Origin of the sequence: Alteromonas pelagimontana (assembly GCF_002499975.2) — a bacterium.
Lineage (GTDB): Bacteria > Pseudomonadota > Gammaproteobacteria > Enterobacterales > Alteromonadaceae > Alteromonas > Alteromonas pelagimontana.
This window is the reverse complement of sequence record NZ_CP052766.1, coordinates 2,133,947-2,159,384: the sequence shown is the minus strand read 5'-3', so window position 1 is coordinate 2,159,384 and position 25,438 is coordinate 2,133,947. Positions and strand designations below refer to the sequence as shown.

Annotated in this window: 15 protein-coding genes, 3 rRNA genes and 1 pseudogene; 11 read left to right on the top strand and 8 right to left on the bottom strand. The window is 45.7% G+C overall.

What is annotated here, in order from left to right:
* Window positions 1-154: 154 nt before the first annotated feature.
* Window positions 155-832 carry a RadC family protein gene (gene radC, locus CA267_RS09640; protein ID WP_075609915.1) on the bottom strand — a complete coding sequence of 226 codons (678 nt, stop codon included), beginning with the start codon at window positions 830-832 and terminating at the stop codon, window positions 155-157.
* A gap of 156 nt (window positions 833-988) precedes the next feature.
* On the opposite strand from radC, the gene coaBC reads away from it, so the two are divergent.
* Both coaBC and slmA read left to right on the top strand, forming a co-directional pair.
* On the top strand, window positions 989-2,191 hold the full coding sequence (gene coaBC / locus CA267_RS09635; protein WP_075607682.1) for a bifunctional phosphopantothenoylcysteine decarboxylase/phosphopantothenate--cysteine ligase CoaBC: 1,203 nt from the start codon (window positions 989-991) through the stop codon (window positions 2,189-2,191).
* Between the two features lie 106 nt (window positions 2,192-2,297).
* Complete coding sequence (gene slmA, locus CA267_RS09630) at window positions 2,298-2,885, top strand: nucleoid occlusion factor SlmA (protein ID WP_075607683.1); 588 nt, start codon at window positions 2,298-2,300, stop codon at window positions 2,883-2,885.
* 71 nt (window positions 2,886-2,956) lie between these two features.
* Here slmA and CA267_RS09625 read toward each other — a convergent pair whose 3' ends face one another.
* Window positions 2,957-4,594, bottom strand: a complete 1,638-nt coding sequence (locus tag CA267_RS09625; RefSeq protein WP_075607684.1) for a M28 family metallopeptidase — start codon at window positions 4,592-4,594, stop codon at window positions 2,957-2,959.
* A gap of 477 nt (window positions 4,595-5,071) precedes the next feature.
* On the opposite strand from CA267_RS09625, the gene CA267_RS09620 reads away from it, so the two are divergent.
* The 7 genes from CA267_RS09620 to CA267_RS09590 all read left to right on the top strand — a co-directional run bounded on the left by CA267_RS09620 (window position 5,072) and on the right by CA267_RS09590 (window position 14,864).
* Window positions 5,072-5,398 (top strand): DUF1820 family protein, encoded by a 327-nt coding sequence (locus CA267_RS09620; RefSeq protein ID WP_075607685.1) that lies wholly within the window; start codon window positions 5,072-5,074, stop codon window positions 5,396-5,398.
* Between the two features lie 37 nt (window positions 5,399-5,435).
* Window positions 5,436-7,208: a DUF885 domain-containing protein gene (locus CA267_RS09615; RefSeq protein WP_075607686.1), complete on the top strand. Its 1,773-nt coding sequence runs from the start codon at window positions 5,436-5,438 to the stop codon at window positions 7,206-7,208.
* A gap of 276 nt (window positions 7,209-7,484) precedes the next feature.
* Complete coding sequence (gene imuA, locus CA267_RS09610; RefSeq protein WP_075607687.1) at window positions 7,485-8,177, top strand: translesion DNA synthesis-associated protein ImuA; 693 nt, start codon at window positions 7,485-7,487, stop codon at window positions 8,175-8,177.
* Between the two features lie 7 nt (window positions 8,178-8,184).
* The gene (locus CA267_RS09605) at window positions 8,185-9,585 is read left to right on the top strand and encodes a Y-family DNA polymerase (protein WP_075607688.1); all 1,401 of its coding nucleotides are present in this window, start codon (window positions 8,185-8,187) and stop codon (window positions 9,583-9,585) included.
* On the top strand, window positions 9,585-12,650 hold the full coding sequence (locus tag CA267_RS09600) for an error-prone DNA polymerase (RefSeq protein ID WP_075607689.1): 3,066 nt from the start codon (window positions 9,585-9,587) through the stop codon (window positions 12,648-12,650). Before CA267_RS09605 ends, CA267_RS09600 begins: the two co-directional genes overlap by 1 nt.
* Window positions 12,651-12,823: 173 nt before the next feature.
* Window positions 12,824-13,258, top strand: a complete 435-nt coding sequence (locus CA267_RS09595; RefSeq protein ID WP_075607690.1) for a DUF2383 domain-containing protein — start codon at window positions 12,824-12,826, stop codon at window positions 13,256-13,258.
* A gap of 793 nt (window positions 13,259-14,051) precedes the next feature.
* Window positions 14,052-14,864 (top strand): EF-hand domain-containing protein, encoded by an 813-nt coding sequence (locus CA267_RS09590; RefSeq protein WP_083638237.1) that lies wholly within the window; start codon window positions 14,052-14,054, stop codon window positions 14,862-14,864.
* Between the two features lie 178 nt (window positions 14,865-15,042).
* Here CA267_RS09590 and CA267_RS09585 read toward each other — a convergent pair.
* The 3 genes and pseudogenes from CA267_RS09585 to CA267_RS09575 all read right to left on the bottom strand — a co-directional run bounded on the left by CA267_RS09585 (window position 15,043) and on the right by CA267_RS09575 (window position 18,448).
* Window positions 15,043-16,064, bottom strand: a pseudogene (locus CA267_RS09585) (ISAs1 family transposase).
* A gap of 452 nt (window positions 16,065-16,516) precedes the next feature.
* Window positions 16,517-17,254 (bottom strand): DUF892 family protein, encoded by a 738-nt coding sequence (locus CA267_RS09580; RefSeq protein ID WP_075607693.1) that lies wholly within the window; start codon window positions 17,252-17,254, stop codon window positions 16,517-16,519.
* A 21-nt stretch (window positions 17,255-17,275) separates the two neighbouring features.
* On the bottom strand, window positions 17,276-18,448 hold the full coding sequence (locus CA267_RS09575; protein ID WP_075607694.1) for a hypothetical protein: 1,173 nt from the start codon (window positions 18,446-18,448) through the stop codon (window positions 17,276-17,278).
* Between the two features lie 771 nt (window positions 18,449-19,219).
* Here CA267_RS09575 and CA267_RS09570 point away from each other — a divergent pair.
* Entirely contained in the window at window positions 19,220-19,360 is a 141-nt protein-coding gene (locus tag CA267_RS09570; protein WP_170669045.1) for a hypothetical protein, read from the top strand.
* Between the two features lie 42 nt (window positions 19,361-19,402).
* Here the strand turns inward: CA267_RS09570 and rrf are convergent.
* The 3 genes from rrf to CA267_RS09555 form a co-directional block, all read right to left on the bottom strand.
* Window positions 19,403-19,518: ribosomal RNA gene (rrf, locus tag CA267_RS09565) — 5S ribosomal RNA — on the bottom strand.
* Between the two features lie 221 nt (window positions 19,519-19,739).
* A 23S ribosomal RNA gene (locus tag CA267_RS09560) occupies window positions 19,740-22,736 on the bottom strand.
* 500 nt (window positions 22,737-23,236) lie between these two features.
* Window positions 23,237-24,786 (bottom strand): 16S ribosomal RNA (locus CA267_RS09555).
* Together the 16S, 23S and 5S rRNA genes form the textbook arrangement of a ribosomal RNA operon.
* A 246-nt stretch (window positions 24,787-25,032) precedes the next feature.
* Between CA267_RS09555 and CA267_RS09550 the strand changes: the two genes are divergently transcribed.
* The gene (locus CA267_RS09550) at window positions 25,033-25,263 is read left to right on the top strand and encodes a hypothetical protein (protein WP_139316214.1); all 231 of its coding nucleotides are present in this window, start codon (window positions 25,033-25,035) and stop codon (window positions 25,261-25,263) included.
* Window positions 25,264-25,438: the final 175 nt, after the last annotated feature.

Genomic DNA, 25,438 nt, shown 5'->3' with positions numbered 1-25,438 from the left:
CCTTAATATTTCCACCGACCTGCTATCCTAAAGTATTTTTGTTTCTCTGACTATAGTTTAGGCATCGTTTGGTCGCAAATTAACGATATAACACCAGTGAAAAATTATAAACCGATGTTTGTTTTCTCGTCGACAGTATAGCCGCACATTTTTCCTACAGCAATCCTCTTTGTGCCATGGATACCGTTTTTGTGTCACCAACGATAAAGTGATCCAGTACCGAAACATCTATCAAGGCCATCGCCGATACGACATCACGGGTAAGAGAAATATCTGCCTGACTGGGTTCTGGTACGCCTGAAGGATGATTATGGACCAGAATTATTGCTGCGGCGTTGTCTGCCAACACCTGTTTGACCAATTCTCTTGGATAAACAGCAGCGCTGTTAATTGTGCCGGTAAACATAATGCGAAAGACAATCAACTGGTGCTGGCTGTCTAACAGCAGCATTCCAAAATGCTCCTTCTCCTGGTTTTTCAGATGCGCCTGAATATACCGGGTAACATCATTGACATGGTGAAATGCGGACTGTCGTCGCAGAGGTTCTTCTAACACTCTGCGGGTGACTTCTAACGCCGATTGCAACTGTGCATATTTCACTTCCCCTATGCCGTGGACGGCACAAAATTCCTGTTTACTGGCCTTAGCGATACCGCCCAGAGATCCAAACCGTTGTAATAGTTCTCGAGCCACAGTCATTACGCACCGGCCCACCATGCCGCTCCCCAATAATACCGCCAGTAGCTCAGCATCAGAAAGCCCGGCAGGCCCAAAGTGAAGCAGTTTCTCACGCGGCCGTTCCAGCAAGGGCCAGGATTTTACATTTTCCATCAGCATTTTATCAAAAAATTTGTTCCCTTATTTTGCCTACTGCTGCAAGACTCACAACTGACCTTGAGATGAGTTTTCGTCAGGGGTAATACGCTACCTATATAGTAGTAGCCATGGTAGGCTTGGATTTATCTAACCCGTCCTTTTTTATCTATTATGCATCTTGCTAACCAACATGTACTTTTAGGCGTGACTGGCGGCATTGCTGCTTACAAAACGCCAGATTTAGTTCGTAAATTAACAGCTGCCGGCGCTATTGTGCGAGTAGTGCTAACAGATTCCGCCAAAGAGTTTGTCAGTCCTTTATCGTTACAGGCGGTATCAGGTAATCCCGTTCATCATTCTTTACTGGATGCTGACGCAGAAGCGGCTATGGGTCATATTGAATTAGCCAAGTGGGCAGACATTCTGTTAATTGCTCCAGCTACTGCCAATTGTATAGCTAAACTGGCTAACGGGTTGGCCGACGATCTTTTATCGACACTGTTTCTTGCCACTACTGCAAAATTGTATATCGCGCCCGCCATGAACCAGCAGATGTGGAAAGCACCTGCCACTCAACGCAATCTGCAACGTTTACATGAAATGGATATTACACTGCTTGGGCCTGCCAGTGGAGAGCAGGCTTGTGGAGATATTGGCCCGGGACGGATGCTTGAGCCGGAAGCGATTGTCGCTGCCCTTTCAGTTATTCAGGATGATACCTTTCAACAGAAAAGCATACTGATCACCGCCGGCCCCACCAGAGAGGCATTGGATCCCGTACGCTACCTCTCCAATCACAGCTCCGGTAAGATGGGTTACGCTATCGCTCAGGCCGCGGCTTCCATGGGCGCGAAGGTAATTTTAATCAGTGGCCCAACGGCCTTATCTTGCCCCTCTGGCGTGCAACGAATTGATGTTGAAAGCGCCGCAGATATGCATAAAGCGGTCATGAAAGCCGTCTCAGACTGTGATATTTTCATTGCTACGGCTGCTGTAGCCGACTATCGTGCGAAACACATTGCTGACAATAAGCTCAAAAAGAGCGATGATGAGTTAACACTTACTTTTGTTAAGAACCCTGATATCCTTAAAGATGTCGCAGCAATGACTCCAGCGCCCTTCTCTGTAGGGTTTGCCGCAGAAAGTCAGAATATAGCCGAATACGCGCAAGGAAAACTGATAAGTAAAAAACTGGATATGATCGCTGCGAACGATATTACCGCGGCCGGTCTCGGTTTCAATAGTGATCGCAATGCCTTACATGTGTTCTGGAAAAATGGCGACATTAAATTAGCGCCAGATAGTAAGTTTCATTTAGCCAAAGCGCTGTTAGCTCTTGTGGCACAACATTGTAAAAATAAGACGCCAAGCTGACACTTTTATAGTCGGAGCCTTGGCAGTTAAAAATAATTAGCGGCCAAAGGCCAACTTGACACGGAACGCGGGCTTAATTGTCCGATAGCTTAGGAACACTTGCGTTATGCCAGCTGTAAAAAAACCCAATCGCCGAGCGCAAATTCTGCAAGCCCTTGCAGGAATGTTGGAAACCAATCCGGGCCAACGGATAACCACAGCCAAGTTGGCAGAGAAAGTTGGGGTATCTGAAGCGGCTTTGTATCGTCACTTTCCTAGTAAGGCCAGAATGTTTGAAGGCCTGATAGAATTTATTGAAGACACATTGTTTTCGCGCATTAATAAAATTGTAAATGAAGAAAAGGATTCAGCCGCTCGTTGCCAACTGATTATTCACTTACTTTTGGGATTTGCCGAAAAAAACCCGGGGATCACCAGAATTCTCAATGGCGACGCATTGCTGGGCGAACAGGAGAGGCTACGTGCACGTATTGCGAAACTGTTTGAGCGGTTAGAAACGCAGTTAAAACAAGTGCTACGAGAACGTAAGCTTCGAGAAGGCAAGTCTTTAGCAGCAGACGAAGGCGTTATTGCCAACATGCTTATCTGCTATATTGATGGTCGAATTAATATGTTTATTCGTAGTGGCTTCACCCGCAAACCTACGGAACATTTTAACGAGCATTGGCAGTGCTATAAGCAAACTTTTCTTTAAATCCTCCTATTTATGAGCAACAAAGGCGCATTCAAGCGCCTTTGTTATATTTCTTCTATTTTGAGTAGCAATTATTTTGCGAAAGTATTGCCGAAGAAGTCGCCCTTATTCCATTTGGGTTTTTCTTCCTGATTCGCAAGCGTTAGTCCGATTTCAGCGTTTACAGCGGTAAAGGTTTTTGCTGCATCCCAGTCGAAAGGCTGGTTCGTGTTATCACTTGGTTTGTGATAATTGGTTGCCAAAAACTGACCAAACATTTTGCTCCCATCCACATCAGGATCTTTGGATGTAAGGCCAGGAACCATAAATACAGACGGAATTCCCTGTTTTACAAAGGCGTAGTGATCAGAGCGAGTGAATAACGCCTGCTCTGGCCAAGGATCAGGGCTCAAACTGATGCCAGCATTCCCCGCCGCCTCTTCTACCGAGGCTTTCATATCACTGTGATTCGCCCCAAAAGCAATAACATCAGCAAACTGGTAAGTAAGAATGGGCATATCCAGGTTAACATCTGCCACCATCGACGTTACTGGAACCGTAGGGTTATTGGCAAAATAATCAGCGCCCAGCAGCCCTTTTTCCTCACCGGTAACAGAAACAAACAGAATTGAGCGTTTAGGCTTCTGCTTCATTTCGCTGAACAGCCGCGCGGTTTCTAACATGACGGAGGTGCCCGATGCATTATCCATGGCACCATTGTTAATGTTGTCTTTCTTTACTGTTTTGGCAAAACCAATGTGATCAGAGTGAGCGGAAAACACCACGTATTCATTTTTAAGTTCAGGATCTGAACCCTCAATTACACCGACTACATTGGGGCTGGAAATTTGCGAATGCTCGCTCTTTTTCCCCATCGATACTTCGCCTGGCAAATCAAATCCTTTAGGCGACTTATCTTCTTCCAACTGTGCATATATTTCATCGAGAGTAACCGGTGCATTAGCAAAAAGCTTTTCTGCGGCTGGTTTGCTAAGAAACGCTGAACCTTTCAGTTGAGGGAAAGTGTTCGCTGGCGTACCATCCTCATGAAGCCATGCCATGCCAGGCGTATGTATATAGTTAAGGCGAGTCTGATACGGCCGGACTTCTTCAGTGGTGGGCGTGGTGATAGAAATCATTCCTATCGCCCCGTTGTCTACTGCATATTGGGCTTTCTGATGACCTGACGCAAAATGGGCGCCTTCTTCACTAGGAAACGATTTAGGCTTGCCGGAAAGCACCACCACTATTTTGCCTTCAACGTCCAACCCTTCGTAATCGTTATGCTGGAGTTCTTCGGCGATGATCCCGTACCCCGCAAACACCATTTTTCCGCTGACTGCAGCTTCTGTTTCTAACAGACTCGGCCCTGTCAGATACTCCTTTGGATAAGACAACGACTGCTCACCGTCTTCTCCGGTAAACGTAAAAGTGGGAGATTTTTGCACCAGGTCGGCTTTACGAAAATCGATAGGCTGCATGAAACCCTCGGTTCCAGCAGGTTTAAGACCGTATTTAGCAAATTCGGTAGCGATATAAAGTGCCGCGATGTTGTGCCCTCTGGAGCCGGTGTCTCTGCCTTCGAGTAAATCATCAGCTAAAAAATAGAGATGAGACTTAATGCGGTTGGTGTCAGGATTGAAATTAGCTTGGTCTGCCGAGCTGTTCTGACTGTGCGCCACAGCGCTGAGTGCAGCAAAGAAGCCGCCTATAACGAGTTTTTTTATCATAATCTTCGATACTGTGTTTAACTTCAAACGAGCATGTTATACCAGCTGATATATTTCGCAAACGCCAGTTTGTACTGTTTGGCGCAATACCTTAAAAGTTGGGTAACTTACGTTACTTATTTTTGTAGTGTGGAGTTACTTCCAGAACTAGATCGTGAATATTTTTTAAACAATAAGTGAAAGTTTCTTAGCCGAACTTATGGAGCATGGATGCTCCAGCAGAGTCATCAGGGATGATTTTACCGCGTTTCAGATAAGAAACTTTTACATATTTTCACAGCTGATGGTTTTTCGCTCACTTATGCGGTTGCCCTGGGTTACTTCTACCGGCGTTTCAAAAAATTCTAATACGCTTTATATTCATTACTGACAATGGCCCCACTGCAAAATTAATCTCAGATATGATAATTTAAGCCGTGATTTTTACACTATTACCCCCATATTTCAGCCAACATCAGTAACAGGCAATCAAATTCCATGAGCAGTAAAGAACCGTTATATCGCATTCAATTTGTCAGTAATGGCGAACGCTATGATCTTTATGTGAGAGAAGTCAGCCAGGGTGGGTTGTTTGGATTTGTAGAGATTGGAGATTTTGTCTGGGATACCCACACCAGTCTTGTGCTAGATCCTACTCATGAAAAGCTGAAAACTGAATTTGCCAATGTTACCCGCACTTATGTCCCCATGCATAATGTGTTACGTATAGATGAAGTGAAAAAACAAGGTACTGCCAAAATCAGTCAGTTATCTGATAAAGTAACTGCATTCCCTAGCCCAATTTATACACCCAAGAAAGAGTAGCTGCTCCGGCTTACCGGAAGAGGTTACCGGAGAGCCCATGTTTAACACAGTATTTTCCCGTTCTATTATTACGCTTTGGTTATGGTTCGGCTTAAGCGGCCTGACCCTGGCCCAGCCTTCTGCCAGCCAGCAATTTAACCAGTTGTTAGATGATATCTGGCAGTATGAACTCAGTATTTCTCCCCTGATGGCCAGTCGTGAAGGTGTAGCGGGCTATGATGATAAGCTGGCAGATATTTCGCCGCAAGCACTCGCCGAGCAGCATAATGTTTGGCAGGAATACGCCGCTAAGCTCAGCGCTATACCGGTTGATGCGCTGTCAGAGGAAGAGCGGATTTCACTGTTCATGCAGCAGTACCGACTCAATAACATTATCGACGAATATAAGTTTAACGCCCATTATTTGCCGATAACGTCAGAATATGGTTTTCACAGCAGCCTTGGCAATCTTCCCCGAACCATTCGATTCCGCACCAAAGAGGACTATCAGCATTATCTTGCGCGCTTGGCTGGCGTAGATGAAATCATTGCGCAGAATATCGAATACATGAAAAAAGGATTGGCAGAGAATTACACGCAACCTAAAGCTGTGCTGAAAGGATTTGAAGACTCTGTTAAACCCTATTTGGTGAAAGATGCCAAGGAAAGTACCTTTTATACCCCTTTTACCAGCTTTCCTGAACAAATAGATAAGCCAACTCGCCGCGCTTTAACACAACAAGCGAGTGACATCATTCAGAACCAGGTTGTGCCGGCTTATCAGCAGTTCTATGATTTTCTGGTTGATGATTATATTCCTAATGCACGGGATGACATTGCGGCCAAAAACTGGCCCAGTGGCGAAGCTTACTATCAGAATCGTATCAAGCATTACACCACCACAGACATGACGGCCAAAGAGATACACGAGCTAGGATTATCGGAAGTAAAACGCATCCGCAGCGAAATGCAGTCGGTGGTGGACGAACTGGGTTTTGACGGCACCATTGATGAGTTTATTCATTTCCTGCGCACCGATCCGCAATTTTATGCCACCAGCGCTGAAGACTTACTAAAAGAAGCGTCATTTATTGCTAAGAAAATAGACGGTAAGCTCCCTCAGCTTTTCGAGCTGCTGCCTCGCATACCTTATGGTGTAGCGCCAGTGCCAGAAAGCATTGCGCCTAAATATACTACCGGCCGATACGTTTCGCCTTCTCGTGATGATCAGCCAGGCTACTATTGGGTGAATACCTATGCGCTGGATAAACGCCCTCTATACGCATTAACTGCGCTGACGCTCCATGAAGCGGTGCCAGGGCACCATATCCAAATTTCTCTAGCCGCGGAAATGACTGACCTGCCGAAAGTGAGACAAAACACTTATATTTCGGCTTTTGGCGAGGGCTGGGGGTTGTACTCAGAGTATCTGGGGAAAGAGGTGGGTATGTATGAAGATCCTTACGATGAGTTTGGCCGCTTAAGTTATGAAATGTGGCGCGCCTGTAGGCTGGTAGTGGATACAGGAATGCATATGTTTGGATGGTCCAGAGAAAAAGCGCTCAATTATATGATGACCAATACGGCGCTTTCAGAGCATAACGTAACGACGGAAATTGATCGTTATATTTCCTGGCCAGCACAGGCTTTGTCTTACAAAATTGGCGAAATTAAGATTAAGGCCCTGCGAAAAAAAGCTGAAGAAGCCCTGGGCAGTGATTTTGACGTAAGAAAATTCCACCGCGCTGTGTTGGCCCACGGTTCTATTCCTCTATTTATTCTTGAGCAAAATATTAATAACTTTATTGATGAGCAGTTAGCAGGAAAATAACTCTGCTGATAAAAGAACAGCCCAGCGATGTGAGAGTAGCTTGGGTAAAAAATACCACAGAAGGATTTATGGCAGCCTGTAATCAGCTGACTTTGCATGCTTTGAACTCCGTTAAGGTCGAGCCCAAAGTTTCAGAAGGTTAATAACAGGCGCGATAAAATATTATTCGAGCAAATTCAAATAGCTGCTCAAAGGCCTTCTTCCTGGAAGGCCTTTTTTCTTGATTCGACAAATTAGTTACCTATAATACTGTATATGTATACAGGTAAATTAATTATGTCTACGCCTTTAACCAACATCGAAAAACATCCTCTTATCTGGCGCGCCAGTCAGCCTCAACAAGGCGCGCACCGTTTACCCACTGGTCATAGCCAGCTGGATCAGGCACTGATGGGCGGCCTTCCCGTTAAAGGATTAATACGTATAAGAAGTCAGCTCGGTATCGGCGAAGTGTCGGTATTAACTTCTGTAATCAAGGGCATAGCACCACATAAGTTGCTGATGTGGATAAACCCGCCCGGCAATCTTCATGCGTCCTGGCTCCAACAGCAGAACATTGCTGCTCAGCAGGTATATGTTGTACAGCCTGATAATGACATTGATGCGCTATGGGCCTGTGAACAGAGTCTGAAAAGTGAAGCTTGCTATATCGTATTGATTTGGCAAAGCAGGATGGGAAATAAGGCCGCCCGCCGTCTTCAGCTTGCTGCCGCGCAACATAATACTTTATGTATCTATTTCGAATCGGATGCGGTGACCCGCCAGCCTTTACCTTTAGCACTCGACATTGAGCTTCAAACTCAACGACATGGTCTCACAGCGAACATAGTAAAAAATCAGGGCAGCTGGCCTAAAGAGGGGATCCCGGTGGAGTTAACCCATACTCCCTCTAATAAGGAAATTATACTGGCGATGCAAGAAAACCCGGCAGAAATAGTAGATATTTCCAGCTTAGTTAAGGCCGGATAATCACCTTATGTTGTGGCTATACTTGCATTTTTCCCAGTTAACTCTGGATACCCAGACGGCGTTCCCTCTCCCGGAAAATGCATCTCCTGCCTCTCCATTAGTGGTGTATCAAGCTTCAGATAACTGTATACGCCAACGCTGCCAGTTAGCAAAATCAACAGGTATTGAAGTGGGTATGGGCATGGCTCAGGCGGCAGCATTAAGTGCGCGTTTAACCGTCATAGATTATCAGGCAGACACGGAAGCTAAAAGATTAAGTGTCATTGCTCATCGGCTTTATCAAATCGCCGCTGATATTGTTATTTATAACCCTGATTGTCTTGCTATGCGTGTGGATACCCTTATCCGGTATTATGGCGGTGCTGAAAATTTCTGGCTCACTCTGCGCAATGAATTAACCGAGCTGCAAGTGAATTATCACTATGCTTGTGGTTGGAGTATTGAGTCAGCCAGAGTATTAGCGTTTAACAGATGCAATCAATTCTGTACTGATCCCAGAATTCTCCGGCAGCTTTTGCAGGCCTGCCCTATGCACTGTAGTGAATTAACTCCTAAACAACGCCATTCGCTCAATCGAGTGGGCATAAAAACTCTTGCGCACATTTTGGCTTTGCCTGCTACCGAACTGGGAAAGCGTTTTGATAATCAACTTATCAGGTATCTTTGCGCGTTACGGGGCGAGGTGACGCCTCAAGTCAGTTATTTTCACCCCAGCGAAACATTTAGTAGCACTATTGAACCCGCTTACGAAATTAATAAAACTCAACAGCTGCTGCCCTGGGTCAATTCCCTGCTAAATGAATTAATGGTGTTCCTTCGTCTACGTAATAAGGTGAGCCTTAACCTAGAGTTGACTTTGCGTTTCCGCGAGCATCCTTCCCTTACCCTTTCCATAGGCTCCGCCTGCGCTATTTATAAAGCAGAGGAATGGCAAACCCTCTGCGCACTTCATATTGAACAGCTCCGTTTACCTGCCCCGGTCACGGGATTTCAGTTAGTGGCTGAAAATTTAGAAGCCATAAGCGAACAAACCAATGATTTCTTCAGCGATAGAAACCATTATTTTTCGCACAAGCAGTTAATAGGGCGTTTACAGGCGCGCTTAGGTGATGCGGCGGTATGGCAGCCCTTTGGGGGCAACGATCACCGAGTGGAATTTACCACCTGTCGTCACCCTACGACGACTACAATCCCCTCTTTCAGCTTGCCCACCTTTTGCTTGCCGCAGCCGATCCCTCTTATCCAAGCCAGCCACGTAATATATGGGCCGGTAAGGCTACAAACCGGTTGGTGGGACGCAAAACCGGTTAAGCGGGATTATTTTGTCAGCCAAACCGATTCTGGCCAATACCTTCATATTTTCAAGAATAGTCGCGGCCAATGGTTCATTCATGGTTGGTACAGTTAATGAAATATGCAGAACTGGTCTGTCAGACTAATTTCAGTTTTTTAAAGGGCGCTTCAGATCCCGAAGAATTGGTGACCACGGCTTCATTTTTAGGTTACGAAGCTCTGGCTATCACTGATGAATGTTCTGTGGCTGGTATTGTGCGTGCCTACAGTGAGATTAAGCACAATAACTTGCCGCTAAAACTGATTGTAGGCAGCCGCTTCTGTTTAGATGAAACCCTGGAGATAGTTTTACTTTGCCCCGATCAACCAGCTTACACAGAGCTCTGTAGAGTAATTACCAATGCTCGTCGGCGGTCACCCAAAGGTGAATATTCCTTAACCGAATGGGATTTGAAGACACTTCGGCACTGCTTGATAATTTGGCTACCAAATACGTCGGATGAATATAATGATCAGTGGGGAAAGTGGCTATATCAACATCATTGTGCGCGTTGTTGGATAGGTGCACAGCGCTTACTGGATGACAATGACACTACTCGTTTTAAGCAGTACAGAAAGCTACATCAAACTTACCAGTTTCCCATTACAGCTTGCACCGGCGCTCTTTTTCATCATGGCGATCGTTTACCTCTACAGCATGTGCTTCAGGCTATTTCAGCAGGCACAACGGTAGATAAGCTCGGTGCTGGGGGCCTTAGCAATGCCGAGCGATGCCTGCGTCCTCTGTCCAAGCTTAAGAAGCTATATCCTGCTACCTGGCTGGAAGAAAGCGCCCACCTGGCCGCGTTGTGTCATTTTTCAATGTCTTCTCTTGAATATAAATATCCGGCGGAAGTTGTACCTCCCAACCATACGGCCTCATCCTATCTAAGAGAATGTGTTGAACAAGGCATTGTTAAACGTTTTGGGGATGAGTTTACCCCTGAACTTCGAGCGACCATTGAAAAAGAGCTCAAGTTAATCTTTGAACAAAAATACGAATATTTCTTTTTGACCATTTATGACATTGTTCAATTTGCTCAACGACAATCTATACTCTATCAGGGCCGGGGTTCTGCTGCTAACTCTGTTGTTTGTTATTGTCTGGAAATCACAGCTGCCGATCCCAGGCAGATAAGTTTACTTTTTGAACGTTTTATTTCCAAAGAACGCGATGAATGCCCCGATATTGATGTGGATTTTGAACATGAACGACGTGAAGAAATTATTCAATATATCTACCAGAAGTATGGTAGAAAGCGCACTGCCCTTGCAGCTACAGTAATTACCTTTCGTTTTAGAAGCGCGTTCAGAGAAGTGGGAAAAGCGTTGGGATTTCCTGAATCTCAACTAAGTTTTATTCTTAAAAATATCAATCGGCGAGATAAAACTCTGCCCTGGCAGAGCCAACTTGTGCAATGCGGTTTGCCTGAAGATAATCCTAAAGTGCGGCAGTTAGTCAACCTGGTAGAAGAAATTATTGGTTTTCCTCGCCATCTTTCACAGCATGTGGGGGGCTTTGTTATTTCTTCTGGCCCGCTGTACGAGTTGGTACCGGTAGAAAACGCTGCCATGCCGGAACGCACCGTTATCCAATGGGATAAAGATGATCTTGAAACGTTAAGCCTCCTAAAAGTAGATGTACTGGCGCTGGGCATGTTAACCGCTATCCGCAAAACTTTTCAGTTAGTCACCGAGCAACCGCTTTCTATTCCCTTCATTACCCGGCAGAAAGATGACCCCGACGTTTTCGATATGATATGTAAAGCCGATACCGTAGGGGTTTTTCAAATCGAATCTCGCGCACAAATGACAATGCTGCCCCGCCTAAAGCCACATAAATACTATGATCTTGTGGTGCAGATAGCCATTGTGAGGCCGGGGCCCATACAAGGGGAGATGGTACATCCTTATTTAAAGCGACGAAACGGACAGGAAACGCCTCACTATCCTTCAAAAGAAGTTAAAGACGTACTTCAACGTACCTACGGCGTCCCCATTTTTCAGGAACAGGTTATTCAGCTTGCCATGGTGGCCGCAGGTTTTTCAGGAGGTGAAGCCGACCAGTTGCGAAGAGCGATGGCAAACTGGAAGAAAAAGGGCCAGCTCAATAAGTTTAAAGACAAGCTTATCAATGGCATGCTCGCTCGGGGTTATACGCCAGAGTATGCAGAAACCCTGTATGAGCAGATTCGGGGCTTCAGCGGGTATGGTTTTCCTGAATCACATTCTGCATCTTTTGCAGTGTTGGCCTATGTTTCCTGCTGGCTAAAGTACTATTTTAAAGTGGAATTTTATGTAGGTTTACTTAATAGCTGGCCGATGGGATTTTACACGCCAAGTCAGTTAATTCAGGATGCCCGCCAACACAATATTGCCGTGTTACCCGTGTGCGTGAATTCTTCGGATGTCGATCATACTATGTGTGTTCATAATGGGAAGAAATCAATAAGATTGGGATTTCGTCAAATTAAGGGACTGCCTGTAGCTGCAGCAGAAGCTTTGGTGCAGGCAAGGCCTGTAGGAGGCTTTATACATATCGACGATATCAAAAAGCTTAATTTACATAATTCTAGTATTGAAGCGCTGGCCAGTGCAGATGCCTTAGCAGCAATTAGCGGTAACCGTTTTCAAGCCCGGTGGCAGATTATGGATACGCAACCGACTTTACCATTATTTGCCAGTTCACAAGAGCAAGACTTATTGCCTCTTTCCCCTACCAAATTTGATAATCTTGTCGAAGACTATAATTCTACCAGTTTATCTTTGACGCAGCATCCCATCAGCTTGATTGCTGAACAACAGGATCTTTCTCGCTTTACTTTTGCGAATGCTCTGGCTGAGAAGTCTAATAAATCAGTAGTACATGTAATAGGGTGTGTTACCGGACGCCAAGCTCCCGGTACTGCTACAGGGGTGACATTTTTCACACTTGAAGATCATACGGGGAATATCAGTGTAGTAGTGTGGCAGGCCACCGCCAGACACCAGCAGCAGCCTTATCTTAAAGCCAATATTCTTCAAGTTGATGGCATTCTGGAACGCTCACCAGAAGGTGTGATGCATGTTATCGCGGGTAAACTGACTGATCGTTCTGATTGGATAGAACCTTTAAAAATTTCATCAAGAGACTTTCAGTAGTTTAGATTATCAATTAACAATAACCCCTTACCAATCATCCTAAAAGTTACAACTTCGTCGCATTGTTGATCTACTTAACGCTTTCCAAATTATTAATTATGACAATGGAGAGTTTGCCTCTCTATTCATTAACTCATACTTTATCATTAACCAATGAATTTAAAGGAACAATTATGGATAAAGCAGCTAAGACTCTTAAAGAACTTTGTCAGCTGGATTACGATGCTATTGAAGCATACGAGGAAGCAATAAAAAGGTTAGACAACAACGATATAGCAAGCACCCTCACTAAATTTAAAGGTGATCATGAAGCTCATATACGGCATTTAAACAGACTACTTAGCAGCCGCGGTGAAAAGAGCGTAGATGGTCCCGACATGAAGCGCTTTTTAACTGAAGGTAAAGTAATTATTGCCGACTTAATGGGTGATAAGGCAATTTTAGCGGCGATGATTGCAAACGAAAAAATTACCGAAAAATCTTATAAAGAGGCGCGAGACGTTGATGAATTAACGATGGAGGAGCGGACGCAGCTTACCCAACACTATGAAGATGAAAAACGTCACAAAGAATGGATTGAGAGCGCGAGAGAAAGTTTAAAAGATTAAAAAAGCCTGTAGCTGGCGTTTCGATGTCAGCTACATTAGTTCCTGCCATAATTTTCTATAGTTCGCAAAAGCGTTAGAGATAGGGCAAGAGCATGAATGAATAAAATTCAGCAGTCTCAAGGAATAAGCAAAATTTTTCGTCCGAAACGCCGTCCCCCCCCTGATGGCTCTGCTGGAATATCCATGCTCCAGAAGTTCGGCTAAGAAATCTTCTTTTATCGCTTCAAAATCATTCGCAATATCCCTGGCGTAAGAGCAGCTGAAATAAATTCCCAGATTTTTAGCAAGTTATTTCTAACCGCAATTAGTTCAGAATAAAACAGAATTATATTTATTCTGGAAACGACGGACAATAATAATAAAGTCCACCACTAACCTATAAGATAATTCTTGCTGCAGCTAAAATCCATTTTCATAAAGTACAAGCCTACAATATAATCAAGACTGTTATTATGATAGAAGCCTGTTAGCCACGGCAACTGCTACTTTCTACCATACAAACCCCTTAGCTCACTTATTAATCTACTCTTTGGCTCTCCTATTAAGCAAAAGCTGCAGTAACAATCAGGCATTAAAAACATGCTTAGAGCCCACCGCAGCAGCCGCTAGCTATAATAGGTATTATTTTCAATTTATCGTAAATATATGACAAGGCTTATTACAGATTAAAATAGGCCACACAAAATTAAATAATGAATATTAGGGAGTTACAGAGATGGCACACATTCTGAATTAACTATTACGAATTCATACTTCCGAAGTGGTGTTAAGGAAGTTAAGCCTAAAGGAGTTTATGATGAAAAAACTTACATTATTAGCTTTAATTAGTAGTGCATTGTCAGCAAGTGCTTTCGCAGGAAATGGCATGGATAAATTAAATTCATTTTCCAGCCTGGACAGTAACAGTAACGGCTATATTTCTCATGATGAAGCTGGCAACAATAAAATATCCGATCATTTTGCTGATATTGATTCCAATAGTGACAGTAAATTAAGTTCAGATGAATTTAATAGCTATTTAAAAAATAGTTCAAAAGCCTTTACCGACGAAACAAAAACCGCAAAGAATAAGGGTAAAAATGAGATGCTGCAGCGTTACGACACTGCGCAGAACGACTTTGGAATGGATGATACACGAAACGAGGCGTCCCTTACCGGTTCTGCTGCAGCTGAACAACAGCGTACCTCAACAAGCGCTGCTGGGACAGCGATGGCGCAGAACCGGCAATCGGGAGAACAGGTAATTACTTCAACGGGTAATTCCGGCAATGCTATGACGCAAAGGGAGGCTGGCGATGAGACAGGAATGACCTCTAATGATTCCGCCACAGTTATGAGAGAAAGCCGAAATTCTGACCGTAATACTGACTATTCATCTAATCGAAATGGAAATCGTGCCCAAAATGATCAGGTCCAGGAGAAAAGCGAAATAGTAGCAAGTAATGAATTTAAGATGATGGATAAGAATAGAGACGGTAAAGTTTCTAAACAAGAAGCGTCGGACAATGGCGTCAACGATACATTTGAAGACATGGATCAAAATGGAGACCAGAAAATTTCTCGCGTAGAATATACCGAATACCGGGAAAATGAAGATTACGAGTAAATATTTTTAGCTGGTAGTTAAAAAGCCTTCAATTGAAGGCTTTTTTTGCTCTATTATTTGACGATTTCTTTATCCTCATTTACTTAAAGCAGAACTAAAGTAAAGGGCGGAATTCCACTTTGATCAATAACTAGCCAAACAGTAGTTCCGAACGGAAATCACCATTCCATGCAGCCCCTCAGCGCTTCGCCGTCATGCTGTCTTTTTTGCCTTTGTGTTGTCGAATAATATTGAAACAAACCCGGTTAAACAGTGCCATATGTGCTGCTCCATCCTGATCTGTCACTCGCATTTCATCTTCCCGAAACACAACGTCCAGAACCCAGTGCAGTCGGTTTTCTATATGCCAATGGTCACGAATGGCTCTCGCAGCAAGTGCAGGATTGACGTCTATCGAACTGACGTAGAAATGCGAGGTGTAGGGCGTACTGCCTCCTGTCCTTCTTCCTCTTGCCACTTCAATCACGGTTTTCACGTGAGGCCATTTTTCACGTAATTTATCGGGTAAGGTAATAGGCAACTGCATGACAATGCGGCTTTCCTCACGCCAATGTCCTTCGTTACGTTGCTCCTTTTCTTCATCGCCCGTCAGGTTGTCGTAATGCGCTTCAAAATGAGTCTTCACAGCACGATGTCAATTGCCTTGGTTCGCCTTCACCTGAACAATGAAATCACCTTTATTTTGGCTAATATGCTCAAGCGTCTGAGTTTGACAGTGCAGTGCGTCCAACGTCACAACGCTGCCTTCCAGTGCCAGCATATCAACAATCTTACGCGCTAAATGACCTTCCTTTCCCTTACTGTCAGATGACTGTTGGTACAACGCCAGTCCATTATCAACGTCATAAGCGCTAACAATATTCAGCGCGCTGTGAACACTGTCATTCCAGCTACTGCGTAGCACTTTGCCGTCAATCGCTATATGGGGCTTTTCTGCGGCTTCGCGACGGCTGTTAATCCAGTCAATCAGCGCTTTTATCAGGGCTTCAGTATCCAGGGCTTTAATAATATTAGCGATGCAATGGCGGCGGGGAATGCCATTGTCAAACCGATGATGTTTCCTTAGCCAGTCAAGCTGCAGCCATCGGCACCGCTGAGTATGGCGCTAAGCGTGAGAAACACCACATCAATCAGGTTGTGTTTAACGCTGATGTCGGTTCTGGGATCTTCAATTTGTTCTAAATGACTGATTATGCTCATGGAACGGCCAAAAATTATGTAATGGCAGATCTGATCATGGCATCTGCATTTAGTTCAATTTAAAGTGGGATCCCGCCCTGACTAAAGTACTCTCTTTATTACCCGGAAGATACAGATCGGGCATAGCAACACCTATACAAACATTACCCGATTCCCAGTAAAATCGTTATTTTATTCATCCGCCTTCATGTGTGATCCGCCATCGGGCGCGACCTTTTCTCCCGCAAAGTGAGCACCCAGCGAGGTGAATCAGTATTAGTTCTGAGCGTTGTCGAATTCGTTACCATCCAGATAACGTTAAACACGGGGAGCTTGTTCTTATTCACAGAACAATTAAAGAACTATATTTCGGAGAGGAGGAAAATAAAAGAAACAAGCGGTTGGCCGGTGACCGGCAAGGTACTACATATGCCGGCTGTTTAGCTTGCTGACAATGAATTTTAACGTATACGTTAGTCTTGCATGCGAATACTCTTTTCATACCATTGACGCACATGCTTTACATGATCGTCTTCTTGCGCTAATGCATGTTCAAACTTTTTGGCCATATCGCCCATGCCCATATCTTTAGCCAGTTTGACTAATAAATCCCACGCAGCATTGTCGGTTAGTTCAAGCGCTAAAATAGCTTGTAGGCTCTGACTTACTGAAGTACGCGGGTCCACAATCACCTTCATGATACCGGACGAGGCTACCGCCGAGGCATCAGCATCCGGTGTTTGTGCAGTAGGATCGCATCCAAGCTTCTCCAGACAGTGCTTTAACATTTCGAAGTGTTCCTGCTCTTCGTTTCGAAATTCCTCCAATTTCTCTAGAGGCACTTCAATTTCAGTTAAGCCTTTTTCGGCAGCGTGTCGGCACTTGATGATTAGCTGCTCATACATGCGAACTCCTGCTCGCTCGTAAGCCAATCGCTCACCTAATTTGTTCACGAATACCTGCGGATGGTGGCCAGTCACCATTTTTAGCGTCGACTTAGCCATGCCTTTAAATGTTGCTGGCATAGGAACAGAGCCCAAGGGCTCCGCGTTCTCTAAATAAAATTTTGAAAAAGATTTTAAGTCGGCACCATCGTTCGTTCCCCGAAGGTCGCCAACACTGCCGTTTGCACCTTCAATCATTTTCTTGCTGTCTTCAGGTGAGGTATCGATGCCGGTCTTATTGGCACCTAGTTTTGTAGTCTGTTCCATTATTCAATCCTCTGCTAAGCCTTAGTTGGATTTTTGGGCTTTATTAGCCAGCTCGGTACCTGGATGCCAACGGTAGTTCGCGGCCACAGATTCCGAAGGCGAACCGGTTGAGTTAAGCTGATCCCGATACTGTTGCGACGCCATGCCTTCCTGCTCCTTAGGCACATACTCAGGGCCTTTTGCTCTAAGATCTACTTCTTGGCTCAGTACTTTACGCACGAATTCGCGCTGGCTCTGGTAAGCAATGGGATCGGGCATTGCTTTGGGTAGAATTTCAGCCGGATCACGTCTTTCATATTTTTTAAAGAGTTCTGTCACTATGTTTAAGTGCCCGAGCTCGTAATCCAAAAATCTTTCCCAAATTGCTTTAATCCGTGGATTAGTTTCGGATTCTACACAGCTGTAATAGTTGTACACTTCGTTTGCTTCATACAGCAGCCATTTCTCTAACCAAGTTTCATCAGGGTCGATGATAGAACCGTATTGCGTTACATGCTGCTCCTCTACTGACGCAATTTCTGCGTATAGCGCTCGTGCCACAGGGTCGCTAAAGGTAGGGCCAATGTTCATATAGTAATCGCGGGTTTGATATTCACCCGAAAAGACGGTTAAGGCATTTAATTTAGAAATCGGTGACGCAGCTTTGTGGTCATAGTGATCGCGAACATCGTCTTCAGGTGCGCGATGATGAAATATTGTAGAGCGCCCAGGCATCACATCAGTGTAGCTTTGCAATAGGTTATTGGCGTCTTTTCCTTCAACTCTGTCCATCAGTGCGGAATAGCGGTACATGTGGTCAAAATCTTCCAGCAGACCAAAACGGTAGGTTTGTGCAAGATAGCTGTCGGGTTCTTGCTGGGCTATTGCTGCAGTTACTTCAATTGCGACTTGTTCGTAACCAATGGTCGTTTCCAGTGGTGAGTGATCCGAGCCAAGAAGCCAGTTGATCATTGTTTGCTGATGGTGCTCTACCCGTCGAATTTGCGCTAACGGAAGACGGAGCGCGCCGTTGAACTGGCCGCACATGTGCTGGAAACGATTAACTTGCTGCTCGATTCCATTCATTAAAATAACTCTTACACGGGTGTACGCGTCATCGTCTAATTTACTTAAGGGCTTCGGCGTTAACTCCTGCCATGTAAACTTTTGCCGCTCTAGGGGAGTCCCCTTACTATCAAATAGCTTTACAGACATCGAATTTATTCCTTTTGGGTCAGAGAGGAGTAGTTATATACGCAAAATTTATTCCCTAGTAAAAGTAAGGTTAAGTCACTGAGACATCAGCAAATAAGCTTCAGGCGACGTTGTGGAATTTTTTTAATGGCCAAATTACTCCCATCTATTTGTATTATTTACCGCGAGTTGCAATCAACGGAATTCTTTTCAAGGAAGTCAGTTACTGGCAATTCTATTGTGCCTCAAAGTGATTGTCCTGTGCTGAGTGTAGCGTCAGAATGAAGCTCGTATAGGCCAGCATAATGCCGCGACGTATTTATGGGCAAGAAGAGGCTTACGACCGCGGGCCTTGCGGCAACAGCAATTTGAATACGCCCATTTATTTGGTGCAGTCTGTCCCGCAACTGGTGAAACGGAAGCATTATTCACTCCCTACGTAAGCAAAGATATTATGCGCCAACATCTGGAGCTGATATCAAAAAATAAAACCAGGCCTACATGCAATCGTTAGGAAGGGTGCGCTATGGCACACCAATGATATTGCTAAAGAATTCAGCATTTGATGGTAATGAAAATTCATCCCTATTCACCAGAACTCAGCAACTATAGAGCAAGTATGGCGTTGGCTTCGTCAGCATCATTTAGCGAAACTGATGCTTTAAGGATACGATGACATTATTGATGTATGCAGCAAGGCCTGGAATGACTTTATCAGCGACAGCGCTCATGTGATAAAGATGTGTACGAGAAGCTGGGCTCATGTAAGCAGTTGTTGGTTTGGTTGATATAATGAAAATGTGCTCAAGAAGCCGAGAGGTAGTGGGCAAAAATTTAACGCGGATTGGTATTAGTGTGGCTGTTGCGCAAGCAGGACACACAGTACGTCCGGTCATTGGCGATGGCACGCCTGCCGAGAACTTATCAACATAAAAAAAGGGCTACCCTTGCGGATAGCCCTTTCTTCGAATGGGAGCCTGGCGATGTGCTACTCTCACATGGGGAGACCCCACACTACCATCGCCGCTAACGTGTTTCACTTCTGAGTTCGAAATGGATTCAGGTGGTGCCACGTCGCTATTGTCGCCAGGCAAAAACTCGTTGCAATAAGACGTTGTCTTATTGCGTAAGGAAGATTTCACTACTCTTTCAAGTATGAGCATCACCCTTACATAAATTCTTAATTGGTCTTAACAATGCTGGAAAGCATAATATTAGTGTCTAAGTCAGAGTCTTCGCTACTCTTTTGACTTGATTAGGTTTGTCATTCACACACAACACCGGTCTTCTCTCGAAGCCATTTAGGCGTTGTATGGTTAAGCCTCTCGGGCAATTAGTACAGGTTAGCTTAATGCCTTACAACACTTCCACATCCTGCCTATCAACGTCATAGTCTATAACAACCCTTCCAGACCTTAAAGGTCAGGGATGACTCATCTTGGGGCTCGCTTCCCGCTTAGATGCTTTCAGCGGTTATCGATTCCGAACGTAGCTACCGGGCAATGCCATTGGCATGACAACCCGAACACCAGCGGTTCGTCCACTCCGGTCCTCTCGTACTAGGAGCAGCTCCCCTCAATCATCCAACGCCCACACCAGATAGGGACCGAACTGTCTCACGACGTTCTAAACCCAGCTCGCGTACCACTTTAAATGGCGAACAGCCATACCCTTGGGACCGACTTCAGCCCCAGGATGTGATGAGCCGACATCGAGGTGCCAAACACCGCCGTCGATATGAACTCTTGGGCGGTATCAGCCTGTTATCCCCGGAGTACCTTTTATCCGTTGAGCGATGGCCCTTCCATACAGAACCACCGGATCACTATGACCTACTTTCGTACCTGCTCGACGTGTCTGTCTCGCAGTTAAGCTAGCTTATGCCATTGCACTAACCTCACGATGTCCGACCGTGATTAGCTAACCTTCGTGCTCCTCCGTTACGATTTGGGAGGAGACCGCCCCAGTCAAACTACCCACCAGACACTGTCCATAATCCCGATTAGGGACCTATGTTAGAACATCAAACATACAAGGGTGGTATTTCAAGGATGGCTCCACATCATCTGGCGACAATGCTTCAAAGCCTCCCACCTATCCTACACATGTAGGTTCAATGTTCAGTGCCAAGCTATAGTAAAGGTTCACGGGGTCTTTCCGTCTAGGTGCGGGTACACAGCATCTTCACTGCGATTTCAATTTCACTGAGTCTCGGGTGGAGACAGCGTGGCCATGGTTACACCATTCGTGCAGGTCGGAACTTACCCGACAAGGAATTTCGCTACCTTAGGACCGTTATAGTTACGGCCGCCGTTTACCGGGGCTTCGATCAAGAGCTTCTCCGAAGATAACCCCATCAATTAACCTTCCGGCACCGGGCAGGTGTCACACCGTATACGTCATCTTTCGATTTTGCACAGTGCTGTGTTTTTAATAAACAGTCCCAGCCACCTGGTCACTGCGGCCTCCATGCGCTTAAGGAGCAAGTCCTGTCACACACAGAGGCGTACCTTCTCCCGAAGTTACGGTACAATTTTGCCGAGTTCCTTCACCCGAGTTCTCTCAAGCGCCTTAGTATTCTCTACCTGACCACCTGTGTCGGTTTGGGGTACGGTTCGCATAATCATAAGCTTAGAGACTTTTCCTGGAAGCAGGGCATCAACAACTTCACCACCGTAGTGGCTCGTCTCGTGTCTCGACCTTAAGTGTCCGGATTTACCTAAACACTCAGCCTACGCACTTTCACCTGGACTACCAACGCCAGGCTTGCCTAGCCTTCTCCGTCCTCCCATCACTGATTATACAAGTACGGAAATATTAATCCGTTTCCCATCGACTACGCATTTCTGCCTCGCCTTAGGGGCCGACTTACCCTGCCCTGATTAGCATGGGACAGGAAACCTTGGTCTTCCGGCGTGGGGGTTTTTCACCCCCATTATCGTTACTCATGTCAGCATTCGCACTTGTGATATGTCCACCCAACTTCTCAATTGAGCTTCAACCACTTACACAACGCTCCCCTACCACTTGAACCTAAGTTCAAATCCGCAGCTTCGGTATATTGCTTAGCCCCGTTACATCTTCCGCGCAGGCCGACTCGACTAGTGAGCTATTACGCTTTCTTTAAAGGGTGGCTGCTTCTAAGCCAACCTCCTAGCTGTCTTAGCCTTCCCACATCGTTTCCCACTTAGCAATATTTTGGGACCTTAGCTGGCGGTCTGGGTTGTTTCCCTCTTCACGACGGACGTTAGCACCCGCCGTGTGTCTCCCGGATAGCACTCATCGGTATTCGGAGTTTGCAAAGGGTTGGTAAGTCGGGATGACCCCCTAGCCTTAACAGTGCTCTACCCCCAATGGTGTTCGTCCGAGGCTCTACCTAAATAGATTTCGGGGAGAACCAGCTATCTCCCGGTTTGATTGGCCTTTCACCCCCAGCCACAAGTCATCCCCTAACTTTTCAACGTTAGTGGGTTCGGTCCTCCAGTTGATGTTACTCAACCTTCAACCTGCCCATGGCTAGATCACCGGGTTTCGGGTCTATACCTAGCAACTCAACGCGCAGTTAACACTCGCTTTCGCTACGGCTCCGTTATTCACTTAACCTTGCTACTAAATATAAGTCGCTGACCCATTATACAAAAGGTACGCAGTCACCCCATCACTAAGTACCCTGCTGCTTGATTGGCGCGGTTGACCATTGGCTGCTTGCGCAGGCCAATGTTACTCGCTGTCAAACAACAAGCTCTTGGTGAAGCCTCTCACTAAAGGCACTTAGTGATGGGGCTCCCACTGCTTGTACGTATACGGTTTCAGGTTCTATTTCACTCCCCTCACAGGGGTTCTTTTCGCCTTTCCCTCACGGTACTGGTTCACTATCGGTCAGTTAGGAGTATTTAGCCTTGGAGGATGGTCCCCCCATATTCAGTCAGGATAACACGTGTCCCGACCTACTCGTTTTCACTATAATGGCATTGTCATGTACGGGACTATCACCCAGTATCGTGGCACTTTCCAGAGCCTTCCACTAACACCAATATAACTTAAGGGCTACTCCCCGTTCGCTCGCCGCTACTAAGGGAATCTCGGTTGATTTCTTTTCCTATAGGTACTTAGATGTTTCAGTTCCCTACGTTCGCCTCATTAACCTATGTATTCAGTTAATGATACACATAAATGTGTGGGTTTCCCCATTCGGACATCTGTGGCTCAAATGCTTTTTGTCAGCTCACCACAGCTTTTCGCAGACTTACACGTCCTTCATCGCCTCTAACTGCCAAGGCATCCACCGTATACGCTTTGTCACTTAACCATACAACCCTAAATGGCCTGCTGCTTTGCTTCCTAACCTGCGCGCCTTTTCCTCACTCAATTAGTCACATACTATATGTATGCTCCTGCCTTCGTTCGTCAAGCTCGCTTGCCTAGAAACCAAATCGTTGCCCATTTCCTCTTATCAACCAGGTTGATACCAGAAAATGTTCTTTTACTGTTACCACTTTTGAACAGCGAATGTTCGTGAAAGGGTGGCAACAGCGGCCTTGACCCGCCTTTTTATCCGGGCTCAGGTGAAAATTGAATCTCTGTTGTATGCATGACAAGTCTAATCATTTGTCAGATAGAGTAGCTACTGTGAGAGAACATCATGCGTCTTACGACGCCTAATATTCAATCAGTTACTCTTTCTTAGATTGATTACTAATATCAGCTTTCCAAATTGTTAAAGAACAAGATTTTGTTCTTGCGATCGAAATCGCAATAACAAAACAATCTGTGTAGGCACTGCATCAAAAATGTCGCGTCGACTTTTGGTAAGGAGGTGATCCAACCCCAGGTTCCCCTAGGGTTACCTTGTTACGACTTCACCCCAGTCATGAAACACAAAGTGGTAATCGTCCTCCCTCATCGTGAAACGACGAAGGTTAGACTAACTACTTCTTTTGCATCCCACTCCCATGGTGTGACGGGCGGTGTGTACAAGGCCCGGGAACGTATTCACCGCAACATTCTGATTTGCGATTACTAGCGATTCCGACTTCATGGAGTCGAGTTGCAGACTCCAATCCGGACTACGACAAGCTTTAAGGGGTCCGCTCCACATCACTGTCTCGCTTCCCTCTGTACTTGCCATTGTAGCACGTGTGTAGCCCTACACGTAAGGGCCATGATGACTTGACGTCGTCCCCACCTTCCTCCGGTTTGTCACCGGCAGTCTCCTTAGAGTGCCCAACCAAATGCTGGCAACTAAGGACAAGGGTTGCGCTCGTTGCGGGACTTAACCCAACATCTCACGACACGAGCTGACGACAGCCATGCAGCACCTGTGTCTGAGTTCCCGAAGGCACCAATCCATCTCTGGAAAGTTCTCAGCATGTCAAGTGTAGGTAAGGTTCTTCGCGTTGCATCGAATTAAACCACATGCTCCACCGCTTGTGCGGGCCCCCGTCAATTCATTTGAGTTTTAACCTTGCGGCCGTACTCCCCAGGCGGTCTACTTATCGCGTTAGCTTCGCTACTTACAAATTAAATTCACAAACAGCTAGTAGACAGCGTTTACGGTGTGGACTACCAGGGTATCTAATCCTGTTCGCTACCCACACTTTCGCACATGAGCGTCAGTCTTTGGCCAGGGAGTCGCCTTCGCCACTGATGTTCCTCCAGATATCTACGCATTTCACCGCTACACCTGGAATTCCACTCCCCTCTCCAAGACTCTAGTCTGCCAGTTCTAAATGACCGTCCCAGGTTGAGCCCGGGGCTTTCACATCTAGCTTAACAAACCGCCTGCGTGCGCTTTACGCCCAGTAATTCCGATTAACGCTCGCACCCTCCGTATTACCGCGGCTGCTGGCACGGAGTTAGCCGGTGCTTCTTCTGTTGCTAACGTCAATGCTGATGGGTATTAACCATCAACCCTTCCTCACAACTGAAAGTGCTTTACAACCCGAAGGCCTTCTTCACACACGCGGCATGGCTGCATCAGGGTTGCCCCCATTGTGCAATATTCCCCACTGCTGCCTCCCGTAGGAGTCTGGGCCGTGTCTCAGTCCCAGTGTGGCTGATCTTCCTCTCAGAACAGCTAGAGATCGTCGCCTAGGTGAGCTCTTACCTCACCTACTAGCTAATCTCACTTGGGCCTCTCTTTTGGTAAGAGCGCAAGCGCCCCCTTTGGTCCGTAGACATTATGCGGTATTAGCAGTCGTTTCCAACTGTTATCCCCCTCCAAAAGGCAAGTTCCCAAGCATTACTCACCCGTCCGCCACTCGTCAGCGATGTGCAAGCACATCCTGCTACCGTTCGACTTGCATGTGTTAGGCCTGCCGCCAGCGTTCAATCTGAGCCATGATCAAACTCTTCAATTAAATATATCGAAATATGAATTGTCGTTGTGACACTCTTAACGAGTGCCCACACAGATTGTCTTGTTATAAATTGTTAAAGAGCGTGCAAATTACTGCGTAATTTGCGGCACCTAAGCCATTGCTTGTCGGTGCGGCTTGATTGTTTCCTCTCAAGCGGGAGGCGCATTCTACGCGATTCGTTTTTCGTGTCAACACTTTTTGAAATTTTTTATTTCAGAGCGTGTCACTCAAAACGGCTTCAGTGATGTGTCTTACAACCCCCTGAAGCGAGGCGCGCATTCTACGCTTTTCGTTTCTGGCGTCAACCTTTTTTTGAAATTTCTTTCATCGCCGGTTGAAGCTGAAACCCGCATCAGCACTGGCTTTACCAGCCATCAGGGCCGTCGTTGTTTTGACTTTCCTGCCGAAGCGGATGCGCATTCTACAGACATAAACTTTAGAGTCAACGGCTTTTATAACAAAATGACAGAATTATGAATCAACTGTTTAGATAACAACCATTCAGATTAATTTTCGGGCTAAAAGCACTAATATTAGGATAAGGCATCGGCATTTTCCGCCAGTAAAACGTTATGAGACTCTGATAGATTTGTAAAAATTGCTGATGTACCTCTTGCATCTATATCGTGGGTAGCAGTTGCAGAAGCAAATA